Below are 23,262 nucleotides of genomic sequence, written 5' to 3'. Positions count from 1 at the left end.
GATGGAAAACATTTATGGACATGGCAGGGTTTTCTTGTTGTTATAACATGTTATACTTAAAATAAATAACTTAGGAAAAGATAGGAAATCGATGTTAAGTAAAGTAGCGCTCCGGAATCGGTTTCTTCGTTTACTAGACCCATTCCGGAGCAAATATATGCCTTGATCAACCACTTGAAAGTTGTTTTTTATCGTCTGATCAATGTCATGGAAAGAGGGGGCAAGGTGCATGGGGCAATTTGCACCGTGTAGGATGAGATTGAAACAGGTGGATAACCCATGGTTAAGCCGCCTGATGTTAGCCTATAATCAAAAGGATCACCCGATTCATTCTATGTATGAATACAATCCTTTTGATGAAAATGATTATAAAAATCGACTCAAGTATTTGGAAGAACGGGAAGATCTTGCACGAAGAGAAGAACTAACCCGTATTCTTCGCTCTTATCATACCCCTGAATTACTTCATCCAGCTGTAGAGAGTAATTTGGAACGCTTGCGCAAACCAGGAACCCTGGTAGTAATTGGCGGTCAGCAGGCAGGGCTCATGACAGGGCCTTTGTATACCATTATGAAAGCAGTCGCATTGATTCATCTTGCCAGAAAAGAAGAAAAGCGATTGGGCAGACCTGTTGTACCTGTTTTTTGGATTGCTGGGGAAGATCATGATTTGGACGAAGTGGATCATATTTGGGTGCAAGATGCCCAGGCACATCCAATCAGGCATCGCTTGCCATATGACCAAAAAGGGAAATATCCCATCTCCTCTTTGAAGATTACTCCTCAACAGCTGCATGGTTGGTTGGATGAATTAAGTTTGATCTTGCCGGATAGCGAATTTAAGGAAGAATGGTTATCCCAATGCAAACAATTGATTTCAGAACCGGTTTCCTGGAGTCGTTACTTTGCCCGTTTGATGCATTTCCTGTTTGGAAAATGGGGACTCCTTTTAATAGATGCTTCATATCCAGATCTACGACAATTTGAAAAACCTTTTTTTCAACAGTTGATAAAGAAAAGCAGAGAAGTCAATCAAAAGGTGATGGCTGCATCCAGTGCGTTGGAGCAAATGGGTTATGATACCTCAGTCGAAATGCACGAACAAAAGATGAATTTATTTGTTCAAATTGATGGCGAACGGCATCTTTTATATCGAAATGATGATCATTGTTTCACGAAAGATGGTTTTCACCGTTTTACCTTGGAGGAACTGCTGAACCAATTGGAAAAACATCCTGAAATCTTTAGTAATAATGTAGTGACTCGCCCTTTGATGCAGGAGTTTCTTTTCCCAACGTTGCTTTTTGTTGGGGGACCTGGGGAAGTGGCTTATTGGGGATTATTAAAGGAAGCATTTAGGGAATTGGGATTAAAAATGCCTATTGTTTATCCACGTCCTAGCTTCCTGATCGTTGACCGTCGTGTACAAAAAAGAATGCACCAATTTGCATTAACTTGCTCGGACTTATTAACCGATTTGGAACGAAAAAAACAGGAGTGGCTGGAAGAGCAGACTTCATGGACGCTTTCTTCGCTATTTGAAGAAATGAAGCATCGAGTCAGTGAGTTATATCAATCCCTATCACAAGTGTTGGATGAGGAAATTGGCATGGATTTGCCTGTTATGGTCGAAAAGAATAAACAAAAGGTATGGGAACAAATTGATTTTCTCAATCACTATGCAGAGAGGCAATTAGCTTTGAAATACGAGACAGAATTACGGCGATGGGATGAACTGATTCAGTCGATCCTACCGAGAAAACGGCCACAGGAACGGGTATATAATATTTTGTCTGTTTGGAATCAGCATGGAATTGAATGGCTTGATCAGTTAATGGAAGATGCACCAGCTTATCGCAGAAATGAATTGCAATTAATAATTATGTGAATCGGTTTTTCTCTTTTCTTTATTTCAGGTATAATACAGAGTGGTGCAATATTTTGCCTCATTCCGGTTTTGTGAAATGGCAATCATTTAACAGTTCTTCGGTGACCGGATCCAGTTACATACCAAGGAGAAAGAGAGGTGAAAACCTGCTACTTTCCAAAAGAGGTTTCTTTGAACGGTTGAAGTAGCAGGGATGTATGAACTCAGTAGAAAAAAGTATCATTCGTGATGTGAACTTGGCACCACAAGGTCGGATGAAAATGGATTGGGCGCGTGAGCACATGCCCATTTTAAATCGTTTACGTGAGCAGTGGTTGGTACAAAAACCGTTGGCCGGACGACGTGTAGCCATTTCTCTTCATTTGGAAGCAAAAACAGCCTGTCTTGCAGAACTGTTAAGGGATGCTGGAGCGGAAGTTGCCATTACAGGCAGCAACCCCCTGTCGACCCAAGATGACATTTGTGCGGCTTTGGCTGTTTCTGGCATTACCGTTTTTGCAAAGTACAATCCTACTCCTGAAGAATATAAACAACATTTGCTTCTTACATTGGAAACACGTCCGGAATTGATTATTGATGATGGTGGCGATCTGGTCAGTCTACTGCACTCTGAACGTCAAGATTTGATTCCATATGTACGTGGTGGATGTGAAGAAACAACAACAGGAATTAATCGTTTGGTATCCCTGGAAAAATCAGGTGAATTGCGTTTCCCGATGGTAGCGGTAAATGATGCATATTCGAAGTGCTTCTTTGATAATCGTTATGGTACTGGCCAATCCGTGTGGGATGGAATTAACCGTACAACCAATTTGGTCGTGGCGGGCAAAACCGTTGTGGTTGTTGGATATGGTTGGTGTGGAAAAGGAGTGGCTCTACGCGCAAAGGGATTAGGGGCGAAGGTCATTGTAACAGAAGTGGATCCGATTAAAGCGATTGAAGCGCATATGGATGGGTACACGGTCTTGCCTATGATCGAAGCTGCGAAACTGGGGGACATATTTGTCACTGTTACAGGTAACAAAAATGTCATTACCGGTGCTCATTATCGTGTCATGAAAAATGGAGCGATCCTTGCCAATGCAGGACATTTTGATATTGAAATTGATAAGGTGTCTCTCGAAAGACTGGCAGTGAACCAGCGGGTTGTTCGTAAGGATATTACGGAATATACGCTGGAAGATGGGCGCAAAATCTTTTTACTGGCGGAAGGACGTTTGGTAAATCTGGCTGCTGGTGATGGACATCCTGCAGAAATTATGGACATGACTTTCGCTTTGCAAGCCTTGAGTTTGGTTTATATCAACGAAAATTACCAAAAGATCGGTCCATCCGTGATTGATGTGCCCATTCAATTGGATTCCCAAGTTGCACGTTATTATCTGGAATCCCAAGGTATTCAGATCGACGAGATGACCGAGGAACAAAAACAATATCAAGCTAGCTGGAATTTATAATCCTTCCAAGAATTTCAAAAAGCCTTTTGGATCCTGCACACCCGTGCAGGATTTTTTATGGTCCATGTGGTATAATTTACAATGTGGTGAAAAGTGGAGGGAAGTGGTAGGAAGGGGGGAACGAGGGGAGGATACGGGCATGTTTATGGGTGAATATCGTCATAGCATTGACGATAAAGGCAGGATGATTATTCCTGCCAAGTTCCGTGATGGGTTAGGTTCTTCGTTTGTGATCACCCGTGGTTTGGATCATTGCCTGTTTGCATACCCTCGTTCAGAATGGACACAATTAGAGCAGAAGCTAAAAGCATTACCGTTTACAAAAGCAGATGCTCGAGCATTTACACGTTTCTTTTTTTCGGGTGCGAGTGAAGTGGAATTGGATAAGCAAGGAAGGATACATATTCCTGCCAGTCTTCGTGATTTTGCACGACTAAAAAAAGAGTGTGTCATTATTGGGGTAGCCTCGAGGGTCGAGATTTGGTGTAAAGAAGAATGGGAAAACTATTATACGCAGTCGGAAGACTCTTTTAACGAAATTGCTGAGAGTCTTGTTAATTTGGATCTATAAGGATAAAGGATGAAGTAGGTTGTTCAAGCACGAGACGGTTTTAAAAGTGGAAGCAGTAGATGCCCTCCAAATCAAAGAGGATGGAATTTACGTCGACTGTACCTTGGGGGGTGCAGGACACAGCCAACTGATTGCCAGTCAGTTGAATCCAAATGGTGTATTGATTGGGCTGGATCAAGATCAATTTGCTTTATCTACGGCAAAAGAACGGTTAAAAGATGTAACCTGTCAACTTTTCCTGGTTAAATCCAATTTCCGTCGGGTAAAAGAAATAGTAAATAAACTGGGTTTTTCACAGGTGGATGGCATTCTTTTTGACCTGGGTGTTTCTTCTCCACAACTAGATCAAGGGGAAAGAGGATTCAGCTATCATCATGATGCTCCATTGGATATGCGCATGGACCGGGAGCAAGAGCGCTCGGCTTATCATGTGGTGAATGAATCCTCAGAGGAAGAACTCATCCGTATTTTATTTGAATATGGTGAAGAAAAATTTGCTCGTCGGATTGCACGCGAGATTGTCAAAGAAAGAGAAAAAGAGCCCATTCAAACCACATTCCAATTGGTTGAGCTCATAAAAAAAGCGATTCCTGCACCAGCCAGAAGAACAGGTCCTCATCCTGCACGGCGTACTTTCCAAGCGATTCGCATTGCTGTCAATGATGAACTGAATGCGTTTCGTGATGCCTTGGTCCAGTCGGTTGATCTGCTAAAACCGAAGGGAAGAGTATCTGTTATCACTTTTCATTCATTGGAAGATCGGATTTGTAAACAGTTTTTTCAGGAAAAAGCCAAAGGTTGTATTTGTCCTCCCCATTTTCCGGTTTGTACATGCAATGAACGACCACTTCTAAAAGTGATAACAAGGAAACCAATTATACCAAGTAAAGAAGAGATAGAAAGAAATGTACGAGCACGTTCTGCCAAGTTACGCGTAGCAGAGAAGTGTTAAGGGGTTAAGAAAGAGCGAGGTAGTGTAAGGAGGTAAAAAAATGAGAGAGAATCGGGGAAATGTTGCAGTAGCTTTGCCTTATCGCCAAGGCTCTACTGCAACCAAGCCGAAGCAGAACAGGCGACCACACTTTCAAGTGATTGGTTTGACAACAGGAGAAAAGGTTCTTTATCTCTTGAGTGTGGTCGTTTGCGTGGCATTGGCTCTGGCTGTACTTTCTCAATATGCGGAAGTGACAGAGTTAAATGCTTCGATCAACCAGACTGAAACAGAAATTCGTAAAGCCAAAGAGGTCAATCTTCAACTGGATACGGAAAAGAAAAAACTGGAGAATACTGAGCGGATCCGGGATTTCGCAGAGAAGAATGGTTTGTATCTCGATACAGTTAAATCAATTCCCTCAATTCAGCCCTAACCAGGCGAGGCATTTATAGACCGAGCACAGCAGAAGAAATGAATTGAGGAGAGACAAAGCTTATGGGTAGCCCATTAAAACGAAGTAAAGAGCGTTCCCTCCTAGTCGGTCTGATTTTAACCTTGTGTTTGGCTGCCATAATCTTTCGATTGTTGTGGATTCAAACAGTCGAATCAGATGAGCTGTTAAATCAAGCACAAAAAAATTGGGAAAATAGCAATCAGATAATTAAAGCAAAAAGGGGAACGATTTATGATCGAACAGGAACAAATGCATTGGCTTGGGAGGTTCCAGCCTATTATTTCGTTGCTGATCCTAAACAGATTAAAGACGTCAAAAAAACAGCCAAATTGTTATCACCGATATTACAGATTCCAGAGCACACGCTGATTGAAAAGTTGAGCCAAAATAAACCATTTGTTCAATTAAAAGTAGGTGGACAATATAAATATCCAAAAGAAGTTTATGATGAGATTCTTAAACTAAAGGATCAAGATCAGCTTCAAGGAATTTATGGTTATCGGACTACGGATCGACACTATAACGGAAATCAGCTGGCTCATGTGCTCGGTTTTTTAAATCATAACGATCAGCCAGTTGGTGGAGTTGAGTCTTATTATAATGAGAAGTGGTTAAAAGGCAAGGATGGAATCATTAAATATAAAAAGGCCAAAGATGGCATGATGATCTCTGATGGCCCGGAGAAATTTCAGCCCCCGGAACCAGGGAAAGATCTGGTACTGACCATTGATTTGAGTATACAGAAGCATGTAGAAGAAGTGCTTGATCGGTTTTTAAAATCGCATCCAGCCAAAGGAGCCACAGCGATTGTGGCAGATCCACGAAATGGAGAAATCCTGGCGATGGCGAGTCGCCCTGCTTTTGATCCAAGAAGTGCAACATCAACGTATACCCAAGAAAATGGGCATAATATGGCCGTACAGAGTCAGTTTGAACCCGGTTCTACTTTTAAAATTGTGACATTGGCGGCTGCTATTAATGAAAAGCTGTTTGATCCCAATGAGACATTTGAATCAGGAACCATCCGTGTAGATGATCAAGTCATTCGCGACTGGCAGCCAGAGGGATGGGGGACGATCTCTTATCGAGAAGGGGTATACAAGTCAAGTAATGTGGCTTTTGTCCATTTGGCTGGAAAATTGGGTGCTGAGCGCTTCATGAAGTATATCGAACGTTTTGGTTTTGGCAAGATGAGTGACAAATTTGGTAAAAAGACGGGAATTGATCTCCCTGCAGAAGAAAAAGGTGTATTTTATAATCGGATCCCCTATCGTTCTGAAATTGCTTCTGCTGCATTTGGTCAAGGCATTTCAGTAACCCCCATTCAGCAAGTACAAGCAGTATGTGCCATTGCCAATGGTGGCGTGATTTATAAACCGCATTTGTTAAAAGAAGTATGGAAAACGGAGAAAGAGAAATTAATTGAGCGGGTCAATCCAGAGGGAGAGCGGATTATTGAACAGGAAACAGCTAAAAAAGTCCGCGAATTATTGCGTGGTGCAGTGAAGTTTGGTACAGGTCAAGAAGCAGATTTACCAGGATACCGTGTAGCTGGGAAAACAGGAACAGCCCAAAAACCGGATCCCAATGGTGGTGGCTATCTAAAGGATAAATATATTGTTTCTTTTATCGGCTTTGCTCCTGCTGATTCACCTGATGTTGTGGTTTATGTCGCTTTTGATGAGCCAACGAATGCCTATGGTTCTACCTCCGGTGGAACAATTGCTGCTCCGGCGGCACGGGATATCCTGAAGAAGGTTTTGCAAATTCGTAAAGTACCGCAAAAAAAAGAAGAAGGATTTGATCTAAAATAGGATGGAACCTGGCTTTAAAAAATCATAAGCTAGGTTTTGATATCCATCATGAAAATCATCTTTGTATAAAACGCCGGAGAAACATAGGCGTTTTTTGTTTGTTTGCATGTTTTTTCTTATTTGGTATTGCTGTTTTAAGAATACATCCTTACAATCAACTTAAAAGTGTTCTATTTTTTTCATAGATTATTGGTTTACTCTATACAAAATCATTGTTACAGTATTAGACAGTAAGACATGGGGGATGCTGTCGTGTTAAAAAGATTCGTTATTGGACTATTTGCATTAGCGATATTGGGAACCGCGGTATACTTGGCTGGCGGTTTTGGGGTAGTGATTAAAAAGGAAAGGTCGCAAGTGGCGGCTCAGCAGCAAAAACAGAAGCCCAAAGAAGTGAAACAGGTCAAGATGGGTGAAAAGATCAATATTGGTGGGGTAGACGTAATCGTTGATTTTTCACGTGCCCGGAAAGTAGGGCTTTTTGGCGACGGTGAGCCACTGAATGATACATTTGTCTATGTAGATATTCTCTTTGAAAATAATAAGGATGAGTTGTTTCAGGTCAATTTGCTGAACCGGTTAAAGCTTGTAGATGCAAGTGGTAAACATTACTCTGTCGCAATCAAGCCAAGTATTAAGAAGCGTAAAAACAATCAGCCTCAAGAAAGCATGAAACAGCAAATCAGAGGAAAAGTGGCTTTCGATGTCATGTTAAGTGATTCATATGAACTCATTTATGATGATCCCAAAACCAATACACGTTATGTCTGCAAGTTAGATGTGGCTGATTTACCAAAGAAAAAGAAAAGTCAAGATCAAACGGGACAAATGGATTCCCAAAACATTTCGGATCAAGAACAATAAATGGCAATGAGTAAATCAAAAAACTCCAGATTAGCTGTATCATGTGGAGTTTTTCTTAAAAGCACCAAAAAGTGGTGCTTTTTTTTTTGGTCATTTTCTCTCATGCGATCGAATAAGCTTGTCTAGAGAAGTTTCTAAAGGAAAGGAGGAGAGAATCTTGCGGATAATAAATAAAACAGTACGCAAACGCTTGTTCTTACTCCTTCTAGTTGCATTCCTTGTTTTTCTCGTATTGTTGGGAAGGTTATCTTATGTGCAGCTAGTGCAGGGAGAATGGCTAACGAAAAAAGCGGAAGATTTGGGAACACGTGATATCCCTTTTCAAGCGAAACGAGGACGCATTCTGGATCGGAATGGTGAAGTATTGACTTATAACATCAGTGCACCGAGTGTAATGGTGATTCCCGTACAAATAAAAGATCGAGAAAAAACAGCTCAAGAGCTTGCCCGAATCTTGCAAGCATCGGAGAAAGAGATATTAGAACAGATTAAAAAGAAAGAAATGTATGTTTATATCAAAAAAGGAAAAAGGATTTCTGAAGAAAAAGCCCGGCAGATTCAAGCTTTGCGTTTACCAGGAGTAGTGATTACAGAGGATAGCAAGCGGTATTATCCGTATAAAAGCCTCGCTGCCCATCTGCTTGGCTTTACTGGAATTGATAATCAAGGGTTGGCTGGACTTGAACTTGTTTATGACGAACGGTTAAAAGGAACAAAGGGATATGTTTCGTTTAGTGCAAATGCACGTGGTGAACAAATGCCAGGGGGAACAGATCGGTTTGTTCCGCCTAAAGATGGCTTGGACTTGATTCTGACTTTAGACAAGACCATCCAAGCAATTCTGGAAAGAGAAATGGATCAAGCAATGGTTCAATATCAGCCAGAGAGCATCATTGGTATTGCCATGGATCCGAAAACAGGAGAAATTTTGGCCATGAGCAGTCGGCCCACGTTTCGGCCCGATGCGTATCAAAGTGTGAATCCAAACATCTATAACCAAAACTTGCCTATTTGGAAAACGTACGAGCCAGGTTCTACCTTTAAGATTATCACATTGGCAGCAGCTTTAGAGGAAAAGAAAGTGAATTTTAATGAAACATTTAATGATCCAGGATTTTATGTGGTAGCGGGTGCACGGCTTCGATGTTGGAAAGCAGGAGGGCATGGACATCAAACTTATTTGGAAGTTGTGGAAAATTCGTGCAACCCGGGTTTTGTCAATTTGGGGCAACGTTTGGGCAAAGATACCCTACTCTCCTATATCAAAAAGTTTGGTTTTGGTGAGAAATCGGGGATTGATTTAAACGGAGAGGCGAAAGGAATTTTATTTAAGCCGGAGAGGATGGGGCCTGTCGAATTGGCGACAACTGCTTTCGGACAGGGAGTTTCAGTGACACCGATTCAACAGGTGGCTGCTGTATCAGCTGCAGTAAATGGCGGGAAATTGATGGTACCCCATCTGGCTAAAGCATGGGTAAATCCGGATACCAAAGAAGTCGTTGAGTCGAATGAACCTAAAGTGAAGAGAAAAGTCATTTCTGAAGAAACATCGAAACAAGTGCGTTATGCACTGGAAAGTGTGGTGGCAAAAGGAACTGGACGAAAAGCCTTTATCGATGGATATCGTGCGGGTGGGAAAACAGGGACAGCTCAGAAAGTAGGGCCAGATGGCCGATATCTGAAAAATAATCACATTGTTTCTTTTATTGGTGTTGCACCAGCGGATGATCCACGGATCGTTGTCTATATTGCAGTCGATAATCCCAAAGGAATTCAATTTGGTGGTGTTGTAGCTGCTCCCATTGTCAGAAAAATATTGTATGACAGTTTGCGCTATTTACATGTTCCTAAACGAAAAAAACAAATCCCTCCAGAAGATACACCACTTACTACTCCGATTGTAGAAGTACCGAATCTCATTGATCAAGAAGTGGACAGTATTAAGACCAGTTTGTATTCTTTCCAGCTTGAATACAGTGGTCAGGGTGAAAAAGTCATCGATCAGGTTCCAAAACCTGGTGAAAGAGTAAAAAAGGGGTCAATCATCCGGATCTATTTGGGTGACAAATGATAGAAAGGTGATTAAAATAGGAGTATAAAATTTGGTGCCAGGAGGAAAATACCTGGCATTTCTCTTGTTTATTTCAGATCACAGGGTGATTACCTGAGAAGTATCGGAAAATAAATTAAGGAAAAGAATGGATGAATGCTTTTTTTAGTGAATAGCAGTAAGTCTTTAGTATGTTGACAAGCCTGGCATATATTTGAAACTTTGTCAACAAGACGAAGTCTCATTTTCTTTTTGTTCCAGTATGAAATGATGATGTTATCGTTCGATATTTTGACAAATTTTAGTACAAATGCTTTTATTTCTTGAGATGAGCGAGAAATTGAAGATTTATATTTAAATTTGTCAATAAATTGTTTGTTTCTTATAGGGAATAATTTGGTTTATTTATATTTGTACAACCCTTAAGGAGGACTTATATGAAATTAGGAGAGATAATCCAACCACTGATCTTAAAACAAGTGATTGGAGATGCAGGTACAGAGATTCAGGATATCAAAATCGATTCGAGACAGGTAGGACCTGGTGATTTGTTTATTGCTCTGAAGGGGCATCATGTAGATGGTCATCGCTTTGTCGAAAAGGCAATAGCTCAAGGAGCAGCTGCTGTTATGGTAGAAAAACCTGTTTCAGCAGACATTCCTGTTGTGGTTGTACCGGATACGAGAAAAGCAATGGCCGTGGTAGCCGCTACCTTTTATCGTCATCCCACCAAAGAATTGAAAGTGATCGGGGTGACAGGTACCAATGGTAAAACCACCACAACCCATTTAATCCAGCGTATTTTTAATGATCAAGACAAAAAGACGGGTCTCATTGGTACCATTTCCATGAAAATAGGTGATCGTGAATATAAAGTGAATAACACGACACCTGAAGTTACAGATTTACAAAAAAGTTTTCGGATGATGTTAGATGAGGGTTGTCAATATGCTGCGATTGAAGTATCTTCACATGCTTTAAGTATGGGAAGAACAAGAGGCTGTGAATTTCAAATTGCGGTTTTTACAAATTTGACACAGGATCATTTGGATTATCATGAGACAATGGAGAAGTATCGGGATGCCAAAGGATTGCTGTTTAGCCAGCTAGGTACCCGTTACGCGGATGATCCAAAACAGCATCAGGTAGCGATCCTAAATGCAGATGATCCTGTTTCCGGTTATTATGCTCAACTGACATCAGCACAAGTGATTACATATGGAATCGATTGCGATGCGGATGTACGAGCTGAAAATATTCGAATTACCGCTAGTGGTACCCAATTTACTCTTCGGAGTTTTCGTGGCTCCATCGAGATCCATTTGCAGTTGGTAGGCAAGTTTAATATTTATAATGCGTTAGCAGCTGCAAGTGCCGCTTTGGTCGAAGGCGTGTCTTTGGAAAATATTAAAGCCAGTCTGGAAGCAGTGCCTGGTGTTAATGGCCGTTTTGAGCGGGTTCAAGCAGGACAACCGTATACCGTTCTGGTCGATTATTCACATACGCCTGATAGCCTGGAGAATGCTTTAACAACGATCCGTGAATTTGCCCAAGGACGGGTGATATGTGTAGTAGGCTGCGGTGGAGATCGCGATCGTACAAAGCGCCCCATTATGGCTCAGATAGCGGAGAAGTATAGTGATCTGACCGTGCTTACCTCCGACAATCCAAGAACAGAGCCACCGGAAGCGATTCTTGCTGAGATGGTGGAAGGGATTAAGCATGTTGATCCTGGCCGTTATGTTACGATTGTAGATCGGAAAGAAGCAATTGATTATGCGATTCGTCAGGCGGAAGAAAACGATGTGATACTGATTGCTGGAAAGGGTCATGAAACCTATCAGGAAATTAACGGAGTACGTTACGATTTTGATGATCGGCTCATTGCGAAAGAGGCGATTCAGGCTCGCCAAAGTGAGGGGTAAACATGGAAAGAAGATGTGATTGGATTGAAAAGGTAACAGGAGGTAAACTGGTAGGAGTTCCGACAGATGCATTGATTGTGATCCAAGGGGTTTCGACCGATACTCGTCAATTGGCTCCTCATCAGCTTTATGTTCCGCTGATCGGAGAGAAATTTGATGGGCATCAGTTTATTGACCAAGCAGCACAGAAAGGGGCTGCTGCTGCCTTGTGGCAGGAAGATCATCCGCTACCTGATATAGATCTTCCGCTCATTGTGGTACCAGATACCCTAAAGGCATTACAAGCCATGGCCAATGCCTATCGGAAGGAATTGGGCATTCCGATTGTAGCAGTAACAGGAAGCAATGGAAAAACTACAACGAAAGATTTAATTGCTTCTGTTTTATCTGTCAGTTATCACGTTCATAAAACCAAAGGGAACTTAAATAATCATATTGGTGTTCCACTTACTCTGCTGTCTATTCCTGAGCAAGCGGAGATTGCTGTCGTAGAAATGGGGATGAATCATCGCGGTGAAATCGCTCTTCTTTCTCGTATTGCAGAGCCAAATGCTGCGGTGATCACGAATATCGGTGAGTCGCACATAGAATTTTTAGGATCACGAGAAGGAATTGCTCAGGCGAAATTGGAAATAAGAGAAGGATTGGAAAAAAATGGTCCGATTTTTTTCGATGGGGATGAACCTCTCCTGCAAATGGAGCTGAAATCAGAAACACGCCCATTGATTTCAGTGGGCTGGAATCAGGAGAATGTAGATACTCCCGTCGAAGTGGAGTCAGCCGGCTTTGAAGGCTTCCGTTTTGTTTCTTCTCGCACAGGATATGCGTTTCGCCTTCCACTATTGGGTCGGCACAATGTAATCAATGCATTGCTGGCAATCAACGTAGGACGGCATTTTGGACTCCGTGATGAACAAATTGCACAAGGCCTGGCCGAGGTAAAGCTGACCGGAATGCGACTGGAGCTGAAAACAGCGCAAAATGGAATGCGGATCATTAATGATGCGTATAATGCCAGCCCCACTTCGATGCGTGCAGCCATCGATCTGTTAATCGAGATCGACGCTCATTTGGAAAAGTGGGTGCTTCTTGGAGATATGCGTGAAATTGGAGAAAAAGAAGAAATCTACCATAGAGAAATTGGAGAATATGCGGTAAAACAAGGCGTTTCTCGTATATATACAGTAGGGAACCGTGGACGCTGGATTGCAGAAGGAGCAAGGAATGTCAATCGTGACAAGGATCGAGTAATTCAGCATTTTGCTTCTTTGGACGAAGCGAGCCAGTGGTTTGCTCAAAACGGTAATCCAGGGGTCATTTTACTCGTGAAAGCTTCACGTGCAGCGCAACTTGATCGAGTTGTCCATCATCTAACAGAAGGAGAGTAGAGTAAGAAAAATGGGAAATCTAGATATTCGGATTGTTCTTATTCCCCTTACGGTAGCATTTGGCCTAGGAGTGTTTCTCGGTCCATTTTTGATTCCGATGCTCAGGCGATTAAAATTTGGACAAAGTATCCGTAAAGAAGGACCACAAGCTCACTTGAAAAAAGCAGGTACTCCTACGATGGGTGGAATCATCATTCTGACAGCAATGGTTTTAACTGCGGTGCCATTTAGCAGTTACTTCCTTTTGAATAAGTCAGATTCCGTGATTAACGCAGACCTGTTCTTTTTGATCTTTGCTACATTAGGTTATGGAATTATCGGCTTTCTCGATGATTATATTAAAGTCGTGATGAAACGAAGTTTGGGATTGACTGCAAACCAGAAGCTGCTTGGACAGTTATTTATCGGCTTGGTTTTATTCTGGGTATTGCTTGAAGTGCGTGCCATTTCTGCAGAAAACTTTATTTATACCATTCACATACCAGGAACCGATTATGTATTGGAAATGAACTGGTTATATCTGCCGCTCCTGCTTTTTATCTTGATTGGGACTTCCAATGCAGTAAACTTGACAGATGGATTAGATGGCTTGTTAGGTGGGACAGCCGCAATCGCTTATGGTGCTTATGCGGTCATTGGGATGGTCCAAAACAACTATACGGTTGCGATCTTTTCCATTGCGATGGTAGGAGCGTTACTTGGTTTCCTCGTATTTAATGCTCACCCAGCCAAAGTATTTATGGGAGATACAGGATCACTTGCTTTGGGAGGAGGTTTGGCCGCTCTTTCCGTTATTACACAAACAGAACTGCTTCTCCCGATTATTGGTGGTGTGTTTGTAGCAGAAACGCTGTCCGTCATGATTCAGGTTACTTCGTTTAAATTACGTGGAAAACGGGTATTCCGAATGACACCTTTACACCACCACTACGAATTAAAAGGTTGGTCAGAGTGGCGCGTGGTTGTTACATTCTGGTTTGTTGGTTTAATCTTGGCTATTATTGGCGTAGGTATTGAGGTGTTTTTGAAATGAACAGACAACAAGAAGATTGGTCCAATTATTCCATCGTTGTATTGGGATTAGCCAGAAGTGGAGTAGCTGTTGCCAAGCTACTCCACCAGCTTGGTGCAAAAGTCATAGCGAACGATGTGAAACCACGTGAAAAGTGTCCTGAAGCAGAAGAATTGGAGCGTTTGGGAATTCCTGTGATCTTGGGGATGCATCCTGAAGATCTCATTCATGATGGCATCGATTTGATTGTGAAAAACCCTGGTATTCCATATCATGTGCATCCGGTACAAGAAGCGTTGAAACGGAATATTCCAGTAGTAACGGAAGTAGAGATTGCCGGTCGCTTATCTAAAGCGCCGATCATTGGTATTACGGGTTCAAATGGCAAAACGACAACGACAACCCTCGTTGGAAAGATGTTGACAGCAGGGGGATTTAAAGCCAAAGTTGCTGGAAATATTGGCCAGGCACTAACGGAAGTGGTGCAGGATTTATCGGCAGATGAATGGCTAGTAGCGGAATTAAGTAGTTTCCAGTTAAAAGGGGTACAAACATTCCGCCCAAGAATTGGAGCGCTACTCAATTTGGTTTCAGCACACTTGGACTATCATCAAACGATGGAGGATTATATTGCTTCCAAGCAACGATTATTTCAAAATCAGTCTTCTACTGATCTGGCTGTACTCAATCGTGATTCGCAAGTTTGTGTAGAAATCAGCCAGTCGATTTCTTCCACGATTTGGTGGTTTAGCCGTCATCAAGAAGTGGAACAAGGCGTTTATGTAAAAGACGGCTGGATTGTAGCTAAGAAAAGTGGCGAAGAGTGCCGGAAAATTCTGTCTGTTTCAGAAGTTGCTCTACGTGGATCATTTAATTTGGAAAATGCTTTGGCGGCTACAGCGATTGCTTTAGCATGTGCCTGCCCGATTGGTGCTATTCAGGAAACGTTGCGTTCGTTTGCAGGCGTTGAACATCGGCTTGAATATGTAGAGACAATTGATGGAGTGAAATACTATAATAATTCCAAGGCTACAAATGCCCAAGCCGCAGAAAAGTCACTGGAAGCCTTTACTGAACCGGTTGTGTTAATTGCTGGTGGTTTGGATCGCGGTGTCGATTTCAAGGAACTGGTTCCCATTTTCAAGGAGAAGGTAAAAGCAATCATTACTTATGGGCAAACAGCACCGATCTTTATCGAACGGGCGAAAGATGCGGGAATTACAGATCGATACAAAGTAGCAGATGTCAAAGAAGCAGTCATAAAAGCAAGTGAGCTTGCGCAAAGTGGTGATGTCGTTCTCCTTTCACCTGCTTGTGCAAGTTGGGATATGTACACCTCTTTTGAAGAACGTGGAAGCATTTTTAAACAAGCGGTGCATAGTCTTAATAATAAGAAGCTTGTTTAAAGAGGTGACAAACGCCCATGCTAAAAACGCGAACAACGCCAGATTATTGGATCGTGGCTGCCATTTTGTTATTACTTACGATTGGTGTCGTGATGGTTTATAGCGCGAGTGCTGCTTTTGCTTACCATAAATATGGAGACAGTTTTTATTTTGCGAAACGGCAATTTCTGTTCGCTGCACTGGGCGTTTTTTTGATGTTTGTTGTTGCAAATATCGATCCCCAAAAATTTTACGAATGGGCTAAGCCTGGTCTCATTGTTTGCTTTGTTCTCTTGCTGATTGTATTAATTCCTGGAATTGGCATTTTAAGAAATGGAGCACGTAGCTGGTTGGGAATTGGCGCGTTTAGTATTCAGCCATCCGAATTTATGAAGTTGGCCATGATTGTTTTCCTGGCTCGTTTGTTCTCAAAACCAGGATATGATATTACCAAATTGATGAGAGGTTTATTACCAGGCTTGCTCATTCTTGGAATTGCTTTTGGGTTGATTATGTTACAACCAGATTTGGGAACGGGTACCGTATTGGTCGGAACAGGTGTTGCTTTGATTTATGCAGCAGGAGCAAGCATGAAACATCTGATGGGGTTTGCGGCATTGGGAGTTGCCGGTTTTGTTGGTTTGGTATTGGCGGCACCTTATCGTATTCAACGTATTATTGCATTTCTAAACCCTTGGCAAGACCCGCTTGGAGCAGGCTATCATTTGATCCAATCTCTTTATGCCATCGGGCCAGGTGGACTTTTAGGTTTAGGTTTAGGCATGAGCCGGCAAAAACATTTGTATTTACCTGAGCCTCATACGGATTTTATCTTCTCCATCTTAGCCGAAGAGCTAGGTTTCCTGGGAGCAGGAACCGTCCTGATCTTATTTGCTGTTTTGGTATGGAGAGGGTTAAGAACAGCCATTCTTGTCCCCAATTTATTTATGAGCTTGGTAGCAACAGGGATTACAGGAATGATCATGATTCAAGCTGTCATTAATATCGGTGTGGTCTCAGGTGCATTCCCTGTTACAGGGATTACCCTTCCGTTTTTAAGCTATGGTGGATCGTCTCTCACATTAACATTGGTTGCGGTAGGAATACTTCTGAACCTATCCCGTTTTATCCGACAATAATGGGGCGTAAAGAGAGGTGAAATGTATGAGACGGATTTTAGTGTCTGGTGGAGGAACAGGTGGTCATATTTATCCAGCATTATCTATTGCGAGAGCTGTAAAGAAAAGGTATCCTGATGTAGAAATCGCTTATATTGGAACAGAGAATGGATTGGAGTCCAAAATTGTCCCCAAGCAGGGAGATATTCGTTTTTATACGGTGGAAATTCAAGGGTTTAAAAGAAGCTTATCTTTGGAAAATCTCAATACAATCCGTAAATTCCTTTCTGCTGTAAAGAAATCAAAGCAGTACATAAAAGAATTTCAGCCGGATGTCGTAGTCGGAACCGGCGGGTACGTTTGTGGACCGGCCGTATATGCAGCTCATCAATTAGGTATTCCGACACTGATTCACGAGCAAAATGTTGTGATCGGATTAACGATTAAATTTTTATCCCGTTATGCAGATGTAGTTGCTTATAGTCTCGAAGAATCAGGAAAATATTTGCAGAATGCGAAACGAGCGGTTTACACTGGAAATCCGAGAGCCACAGAAGTCATTGAAGCAAATCCTGAACTTGGCCGCCGCTCGCTGGGGATTTATGATCCACGGCCCATTGTGTTGTTTGTCGGTGGAAGCAGAGGAGCGAAAGCCATTAACGAAGCGGTTCTGCAAATGGTGCCATATATGAAACAAACACCGCAAGTGCAATTTGTATATGTGACGGGTGAAATTCATTATGAGCAGATCCGTTCGCAAATTCCTTTGCATGAAGTACCTAATTTGGATGTACGTCCATTTATTTATAACATGCCTGATGTTCTTGCTTCCACTTATTTGGTTGTAAGCCGTGCTGGAGCATCTACACTTGCAGAGATTACGGCCCTGGGCTTGCCATCCATTCTCATTCCTTCTCCATATGTGACCAATAACCATCAGGAAGCGAATGCACGGTGGATGGAGGAACAAGGTGCGGCTAAAATGATTCGAGAAAGCGAACTGTCTGGTAAATATTTATGGGATTGGATTTATTACTTGCTTCAGCGTTCGGATGAACATGAAAAGATGAGTGAAGCAGCCCGAAGATTGGGAAGACCTGAAGCGGCAGAGGTGCTGGTGGATGAATTGGAAAGAATTGCGCGAAAAGCATAAGGATTTATGTCGTTATTTTTCACGATTTGGTTCGAAAAGCATACAATATGTCAAGCCTTTTTCTGCATCCAGCCGAGTGAGGAGGGACAACATTGATCACGCAATCAATTGTAGATGAATTGACTCAATGTGGAATAGGAGACTTGCGAATAAATGAACCATTGTCCCGCCATACCACATGGAAGGTGGGCGGACCTGCAGATTTGTTTATTTGTCCTCGGAATAGAAAAGAATTGGAACAAACAATGATAATTGTGTATAAACATAAAATCCCTTGGCGAGCGATTGGACGTGGCTCCAACCTGTTGGTACGTGATGGTGGAATTCGTGGGGCCGTGATCAAGTTGGATGAAGGATTTGATTATCTCCACATTGAAGGAACACGTGTCGTCGCTGGAGGCGGATACTCCACCATTTTACTCGCTACCAAAACAGCCAAACAAGGACTGAGTGGCCTGGAGTTTGCCGGAGGGATTCCAGGAAACGTAGGCGGCGCGGTTTATATGAATGCAGGCGCACACGGTTCGGAGATTTCTCGGGTTTTGGTTTCGGCTGAAGTGTTGCTTGAAACAGGAGAATGGGTAACTCTTTCTAATGAGGAATTAAAATTTAGATATCGTACTTCGATTTTACAAAATGAACTACGTGGTATTGTGACGGAGGCCACCTTTCAATTAGAAAAGGGAGATGAACAGGAAATTGTTGCTGCGCTCTCCCGATTCAAGGATCGGCGCAGACAAACACAGCCTTTGCAATTCCCATGCGCAGGAAGTGTGTTTCGCAATCCGCCGGGTGACTATGCAGGCCGTTTGATTGAAAAAGCGGGCTTAAAAGGTTATCGGATTGGAGATGCTGAGGTTTCCACTTTACATGCAAACTTTATTATCAATCGTGGGCAAGCGAAGGCCCAGGATGTTCTTTCTCTCATTCAACACATTATTAAAACAGTAAAAGAAAAATTCCATGTAACATTAGAACCAGAAGTACAGGTGATTGGAGAAGAATAGAAGATTGAAGAAAACTTCAAGGATATCTTGAAAATATGGATATGTTACTCCCTCGCTTCGGGATGGGTTCCTTCCTCTGAGATGACTTCTGTACCATCACAGCCACTCCGTAAGGAACCCATCCCTCCGCTTTATAGAAAACAGAACATCTTTTTCACCCCTTTGATGGTGTTGCCCGGCAACATGAGGGTCTGTTGACAAACCCGGCATATAACGGAAATTTTGTCAATAAGTTGATTTCTACCTTTATGTCATGAAAGGTGGAGTTTTTTTTTTGACACACCACACAACTGAAGCCATAGGATTCTTGGGGCGTTAACGTCCGCAGTCCATTTCCGTATTGGTAAGTTCGTTTTTTTAACGGGAATTTGGGTGGATTCTTATTATAATATTCTGATATTTTAAGGTGCACCTCTTTTTTATAGGAAGTCATCAATTTTCTCTTTCATTTATGGTAATATATAGGGAAGATTCCTTATTAAGACGACGGAAACTCGCAGATCGATTGGAAGAAAGGAGCAGTCCATGTGGATGGGAGAGTTCCCCCGCTACGCTTAAGGTTGAATAATCACTCCTCCACTTCTCCCTGGTTTTATCTATTGATGTCCTTGTTTCTATTAACCTTGATTACTATTTTATTTCTGCGCTCCCCATTAAGTAAACTGGAAAAGATTGAGATCGGTGGCAATAAACTCATCTCTGATCAGGAAATTTTAAAAAGGATTCGTTTTGTCAAGGGTATCTCTTATTTTCATTTCAGTCCCAGTGAGGCAAGGCGAGCCCTGGAAACATTGCCTGAGCTAAAGGAAGTAGAGATTAAAAAATCTTTTCCAAACCAGGTATACATACAAGTGCAGGAGCATCCGATTATTGCTTTATGGTTAACCCGTGAGCAAAAGTTGATTCCTCTTTTGGCTAATGGTTTTGCACTTAAAAAGGTTTCTGTGACAAACATTGGTGCAAAGCCGATTGTCCAAGGGTGGGATTCATTGAATCCGGTAGCTGTGCTTGCCCTTAAGCAGTTTGCTCTTCTTCCAAAGGAGTTGCAAGAGGAGATTACAAGTATTCAGCCTGCTCCTTATGCATCGGATCAAGTATTATTGATCAGCAAAAAACGCCATTACATTTTTGTACGCGCTCATGAACTGTTAAAGAAAGTAAAACTTTACTCTTCTTTTAAAAACCATCCCAGCGGTAAAATTTATTTACTGGAGAGCATTTGGTTTGCACCAGAAAAGATGTGACAAGCTGAATCAAACATGCTTGGTTAAAACTTGTATAGCCGAAATTTGGGAATTTAAAACATCTTTGATTTGTTTGTGATGAGAGCATGGATCGCTGGATTCTCTCAAAAAGTCGGAAACAGTGAGATAGAAAAGAGATCTTGATGCTACCAATTATTTCTGGCATCGATGTTGAATTTTCCTAATCATGTCATAACAACTCATCTTCATAACTATAAAAATTGGGAATTTAAAAGGGGATAACTTTGTCATTGTTGAATTAGTGAGTTGTAATTGTTTTCCTCCCATTCCCTAGAGACTGTTATTCAAGTGCTTTGTATCAAATCAATTCTGGGGCGAGGAGGTGCCCAAGATTGAGCAGTGAAGACTATATTGTAACAATCGATGTGGGAACATCGCAAATCCGGGTCATTGTAGCGGAAATCAATTCGGATGGTACCACACAAATTATTGGCATTGGAACTGCGGCTTCGCAGGGAATGAAAAAGGGGTCCATCGTAAATATTGACCATGCTGTTCAGTCCATTCGTAAAGCAGTAGAGCATGCAGAGCGAATGGTTGGGATAGAGATTTCTGAGGTTTATGTAGGTATTTCCGGAAATCATGTATCTTTACAGCAAAGTCATGGTGTGGTTGCTGTTTCGAGTGAGGATAGAGAGATTGGTTTACAGGATATTGAACGTGTCATGCAAGCTGCAAAGGTGATTGCCCTTCCTCCTGAACGGATGATTATTGAGGTGATTCCAAAACAGTTTATTGTTGACGGTCTTAAGGATATTCGAGATCCCAAGGGAATGATTGGTGTTCGTCTGGAAGTGGATGCAACTATCATCACTGGTGCGAAAACCATGGTACAAAATTTGATCCGATGTGTAGAAAAAGCTTCCTTACAAGTTGCCGGAATTGTTTTTCTCCCTTTGGCAATAAGTGAACTATGCTTGTCAGATGATGAGAAAAACCTCGGCTGTGTCCTGGTGGATATGGGAGGTGGAACCACTTCATTAACCATCTATCAACAAGGTCATCTTGCTGGAGCAGCAATGATTCCGATCGGTGGAGAATACATTACGAATGATATCGCCTTTGGCCTGCGAACGCAATCAGACGTTGCTGAGCAAATCAAGGTTAAGTATGGTTGTGCCAGCAGAGAGCATGCAACAAAAAATGAAACCTTTACGGTGCGGATGATTGGAAATAGCAAAGAAATGACTGTAACGCAACTGGAACTGGCACAGATCATCGAGCCAAGAGTTACAGAAATGTTTCAGTTGATCAAGGAACAAGTGAAAACAATGGGGTTTTTAGAGGAGCCTCCGGGGGGATATGTGTTAACAGGAGGCGTTATGTCTACATCGCATATTATTCAAGTGGCTCAAAAGCAGTTAGGGTCTGCTGTACGCATTGCGACTCCTGAAAATATCGGGATCAAGGATCCGGCCTATATGGGCGGCATCAGTATGATCCATTACCTTCAGAAGATGGGACGGATACAAGTCCCTGATTCCAAAATGGAAGAAGAGGCTCGTGCAAAAAAAGCGCGGAATTTTTCACCTCTAAAGCGTGTAAAAACATGGTTGAGTGAGTTTATTTGAACAATTGCACACCCGTATAGATCAAAATTTTGTGGTCTTGCTTAACAGCCGTTTTTTAAGTGTTGATGTTAAGTTTCATGAATAATGGGGGGATAAAGAGTATGTTGGGTTTTGACATTGACATGGATGTTGAACAAATTGCTCAGATTAAAGTGATCGGCGTAGGAGGAGGAGGCAGCAATGCGGTGAATCGAATGATTGAGGCTGGGGTCCAGGGAGTGGAGTTTATCGCTGTCAATACGGATGCCCAGGCACTCAATCGATCGAAAGCACCAGTCAAGCTGCAAATTGGAGAAAAATTGACACGGGGATTAGGTGCAGGAGCCAAACCGGAAATCGGTAAAAAAGCGGCCGAAGAAAGCAGAGAGCAGATTGAAAATGTACTCCGAGGAGCAGATATGGTCTTTGTTACCGCTGGAATGGGCGGTGGTACCGGGACGGGTGCTGCCCCTGAGATTGCTGCCATTGCCAGGGAATTAGGCTCCTTAACCGTAGGGGTCGTAACGAAACCTTTTTCCTTTGAAGGCAGAAAACGTGCTCTTCAAGCAGATCAAGGTGTACAGGCACTCAAGGAAAATGTAGATACCCTGATCGTGATTCCAAATGACCGCTTGCTGGAAATTGTGGATAAAAATACACCGATGATTGAAGCTTTTCGTGAAGCTGATAACGTGCTACGACAAGGTGTGCAAGGTATTTCTGATCTAATTGCTGTTCCAGGATTAATCAATCTTGATTTTGCTGATGTGAAAACCATCATGACCGAAAGAGGCTCGGCTTTGATGGGAATCGGACAAGCCACAGGAGAAAATCGGGCAACTGAAGCGGCAAAAAAAGCGATCATGAGTCCGCTTCTGGAAACATCCATCAATGGTGCACGTGGTGTTTTAATGAATATTACTGGCGGTGTCAATCTGAGCTTGTTCGAAGTAAACGAAGCAGCTGATATTGTTATGCAGGCATCACATCCTGAAGTGAATATGATCTTTGGTGCTGTGATTAATGAAGATTTAAAAGATGAAATTTATGTAACAGTGATCGCAACCGGTTTTGATGAGAAACAGCAGGAGAAGTCTGTAGCAACATCGCATAAAAAGCCAAATTTCAGCGTAGATTTAACAAATAATGCATCGGCGAGCAAAAAGCCAACCAATATTTCTTCGGTCAATGATCGCATAAGCTATACAGAGCAAGTTTACAAACAGGAAATCATTGACATTCCTACATTTCTGCGTATCAACAAAACAAATAAAAAGTAATCAGTTCTAGAAAAACCTCTGGTTTTAAAGGGAACCAGAGGTTTTTTCATGTCTGTGTGCCCAGCAAGCCGTTAATTGCTAGTTGGTGAAAGTCCAACCGAGGTAAGAGCCAAGTCGCCTCGTAGCTGATAGACAACTGGTGGAGAA

18 protein-coding genes are annotated in these 23,262 nt (G+C 42.2%); all 18 read left to right on the top strand.

The annotated features are described in order from the left end of the window. Positions 1-229 precede the first annotated feature (229 nt). On the top strand, positions 230-1,888 hold the full coding sequence (gene bshC, locus BMZ78_RS05750) for a bacillithiol biosynthesis cysteine-adding enzyme BshC (RefSeq protein ID WP_175482318.1): 1,659 nt from the start codon (positions 230-232) through the stop codon (positions 1,886-1,888). Between the two features lie 197 nt (positions 1,889-2,085). Further along, a complete protein-coding gene (locus BMZ78_RS05745) occupies positions 2,086-3,345 on the top strand; it encodes an adenosylhomocysteinase (protein ID WP_093228741.1) in 1,260 nt (419 codons plus the stop codon). 139 nt (positions 3,346-3,484) lie between these two features. Further along, the gene (mraZ, locus tag BMZ78_RS05740) at positions 3,485-3,916 is read left to right on the top strand and encodes a division/cell wall cluster transcriptional repressor MraZ (protein ID WP_093228739.1); all 432 of its coding nucleotides are present in this window, start codon (positions 3,485-3,487) and stop codon (positions 3,914-3,916) included. A 19-nt stretch (positions 3,917-3,935) separates the two neighbouring features. Beyond that, the gene (gene rsmH, locus BMZ78_RS05735) at positions 3,936-4,868 is read left to right on the top strand and encodes a 16S rRNA (cytosine(1402)-N(4))-methyltransferase RsmH (RefSeq protein WP_093228738.1); all 933 of its coding nucleotides are present in this window, start codon (positions 3,936-3,938) and stop codon (positions 4,866-4,868) included. A 40-nt stretch (positions 4,869-4,908) separates the two neighbouring features. Next, positions 4,909-5,283: a cell division protein FtsL gene (ftsL, locus tag BMZ78_RS05730; RefSeq protein WP_093228736.1), complete on the top strand. Its 375-nt coding sequence runs from the start codon at positions 4,909-4,911 to the stop codon at positions 5,281-5,283. A 62-nt stretch (positions 5,284-5,345) separates the two neighbouring features. Continuing rightward, positions 5,346-7,118, top strand: a complete 1,773-nt coding sequence (locus BMZ78_RS05725; protein WP_093228735.1) for a peptidoglycan D,D-transpeptidase FtsI family protein — start codon at positions 5,346-5,348, stop codon at positions 7,116-7,118. Positions 7,119-7,370: 252 nt separating this feature from the next. After that, entirely contained in the window at positions 7,371-7,982 is a 612-nt protein-coding gene (locus tag BMZ78_RS05720) for a DUF4352 domain-containing protein (protein ID WP_175482317.1), read from the top strand. Positions 7,983-8,139: 157 nt separating this feature from the next. Then, positions 8,140-10,053: a stage V sporulation protein D gene (locus BMZ78_RS05715; RefSeq protein WP_093228731.1), complete on the top strand. Its 1,914-nt coding sequence runs from the start codon at positions 8,140-8,142 to the stop codon at positions 10,051-10,053. A 416-nt stretch (positions 10,054-10,469) separates the two neighbouring features. After that, entirely contained in the window at positions 10,470-11,957 is a 1,488-nt protein-coding gene (locus BMZ78_RS05710; protein ID WP_093228730.1) for a UDP-N-acetylmuramoyl-L-alanyl-D-glutamate--2,6-diaminopimelate ligase, read from the top strand. A 2-nt stretch (positions 11,958-11,959) separates the two neighbouring features. After that, on the top strand, positions 11,960-13,345 hold the full coding sequence (locus BMZ78_RS05705) for a UDP-N-acetylmuramoyl-tripeptide--D-alanyl-D-alanine ligase (RefSeq protein ID WP_093228728.1): 1,386 nt from the start codon (positions 11,960-11,962) through the stop codon (positions 13,343-13,345). Positions 13,346-13,355: 10 nt separating this feature from the next. After that, positions 13,356-14,378 carry a phospho-N-acetylmuramoyl-pentapeptide-transferase gene (mraY, locus tag BMZ78_RS05700; protein ID WP_093228727.1) on the top strand — a complete coding sequence of 341 codons (1,023 nt, stop codon included), beginning with the start codon at positions 13,356-13,358 and terminating at the stop codon, positions 14,376-14,378. Further along, the gene (gene murD / locus BMZ78_RS05695) at positions 14,375-15,763 is read left to right on the top strand and encodes a UDP-N-acetylmuramoyl-L-alanine--D-glutamate ligase (protein WP_093228725.1); all 1,389 of its coding nucleotides are present in this window, start codon (positions 14,375-14,377) and stop codon (positions 15,761-15,763) included. The genes mraY and murD overlap by 4 nt, the downstream gene beginning before the upstream one ends. A 17-nt stretch (positions 15,764-15,780) precedes the next feature. Beyond that, positions 15,781-16,881: a stage V sporulation protein E gene (spoVE, locus tag BMZ78_RS05690; protein WP_093228723.1), complete on the top strand. Its 1,101-nt coding sequence runs from the start codon at positions 15,781-15,783 to the stop codon at positions 16,879-16,881. Between the two features lie 25 nt (positions 16,882-16,906). Beyond that, positions 16,907-18,013 carry an undecaprenyldiphospho-muramoylpentapeptide beta-N-acetylglucosaminyltransferase gene (gene murG, locus BMZ78_RS05685; protein ID WP_093228721.1) on the top strand — a complete coding sequence of 369 codons (1,107 nt, stop codon included), beginning with the start codon at positions 16,907-16,909 and terminating at the stop codon, positions 18,011-18,013. Between the two features lie 92 nt (positions 18,014-18,105). Beyond that, positions 18,106-19,020, top strand: coding sequence for a UDP-N-acetylmuramate dehydrogenase (gene murB, locus BMZ78_RS05680; protein ID WP_245739748.1), 915 nt, complete (start codon positions 18,106-18,108; stop codon positions 19,018-19,020). 527 nt (positions 19,021-19,547) lie between these two features. Then, a complete protein-coding gene (locus BMZ78_RS05675) occupies positions 19,548-20,264 on the top strand; it encodes a cell division protein FtsQ/DivIB (protein WP_093228720.1) in 717 nt (238 codons plus the stop codon). 353 nt (positions 20,265-20,617) lie between these two features. Then, positions 20,618-21,856: a cell division protein FtsA gene (gene ftsA / locus BMZ78_RS05670; protein WP_093228718.1), complete on the top strand. Its 1,239-nt coding sequence runs from the start codon at positions 20,618-20,620 to the stop codon at positions 21,854-21,856. 101 nt (positions 21,857-21,957) lie between these two features. Further along, positions 21,958-23,115: a cell division protein FtsZ gene (gene ftsZ, locus BMZ78_RS05665; protein ID WP_093228717.1), complete on the top strand. Its 1,158-nt coding sequence runs from the start codon at positions 21,958-21,960 to the stop codon at positions 23,113-23,115. Positions 23,116-23,262: the final 147 nt, after the last annotated feature.

The sequence above is a fragment of the Thermoflavimicrobium dichotomicum genome (assembly GCF_900114055.1).
In the GTDB taxonomy this organism is placed as follows: Bacteria; Bacillota; Bacilli; order Thermoactinomycetales; family Thermoactinomycetaceae; genus Thermoflavimicrobium; species Thermoflavimicrobium dichotomicum.
This window is presented reverse-complemented; position numbering and strand designations above follow the sequence as displayed.

What these genes read in the sequence shown, in the direction of transcription:
- bshC (WP_175482318.1), top strand. Translation starts at nt 230, where the DNA reads ATGGGGCAATTTGCACCGTGTAGGATGAGATTGAAACAGGTGGATAAC.
- BMZ78_RS05745 (WP_093228741.1), top strand. Translation starts at nt 2,086, where the DNA reads ATGAACTCAGTAGAAAAAAGTATCATTCGTGATGTGAACTTGGCACCA.
- mraZ (WP_093228739.1), top strand. Translation starts at nt 3,485, where the DNA reads ATGTTTATGGGTGAATATCGTCATAGCATTGACGATAAAGGCAGGATG.
- ftsL (WP_093228736.1), top strand. Translation starts at nt 4,909, where the DNA reads ATGAGAGAGAATCGGGGAAATGTTGCAGTAGCTTTGCCTTATCGCCAA.
- BMZ78_RS05725 (WP_093228735.1), top strand. Translation starts at nt 5,346, where the DNA reads ATGGGTAGCCCATTAAAACGAAGTAAAGAGCGTTCCCTCCTAGTCGGT.
- BMZ78_RS05710 (WP_093228730.1), top strand. Translation starts at nt 10,470, where the DNA reads ATGAAATTAGGAGAGATAATCCAACCACTGATCTTAAAACAAGTGATT.
- BMZ78_RS05705 (WP_093228728.1), top strand. Translation starts at nt 11,960, where the DNA reads ATGGAAAGAAGATGTGATTGGATTGAAAAGGTAACAGGAGGTAAACTG.
- mraY (WP_093228727.1), top strand. Translation starts at nt 13,356, where the DNA reads ATGGGAAATCTAGATATTCGGATTGTTCTTATTCCCCTTACGGTAGCA.
- murD (WP_093228725.1), top strand. Translation starts at nt 14,375, where the DNA reads ATGAACAGACAACAAGAAGATTGGTCCAATTATTCCATCGTTGTATTG.
- spoVE (WP_093228723.1), top strand. Translation starts at nt 15,781, where the DNA reads ATGCTAAAAACGCGAACAACGCCAGATTATTGGATCGTGGCTGCCATT.
- murG (WP_093228721.1), top strand. Translation starts at nt 16,907, where the DNA reads ATGAGACGGATTTTAGTGTCTGGTGGAGGAACAGGTGGTCATATTTAT.
- ftsZ (WP_093228717.1), top strand. Translation starts at nt 21,958, where the DNA reads ATGTTGGGTTTTGACATTGACATGGATGTTGAACAAATTGCTCAGATT.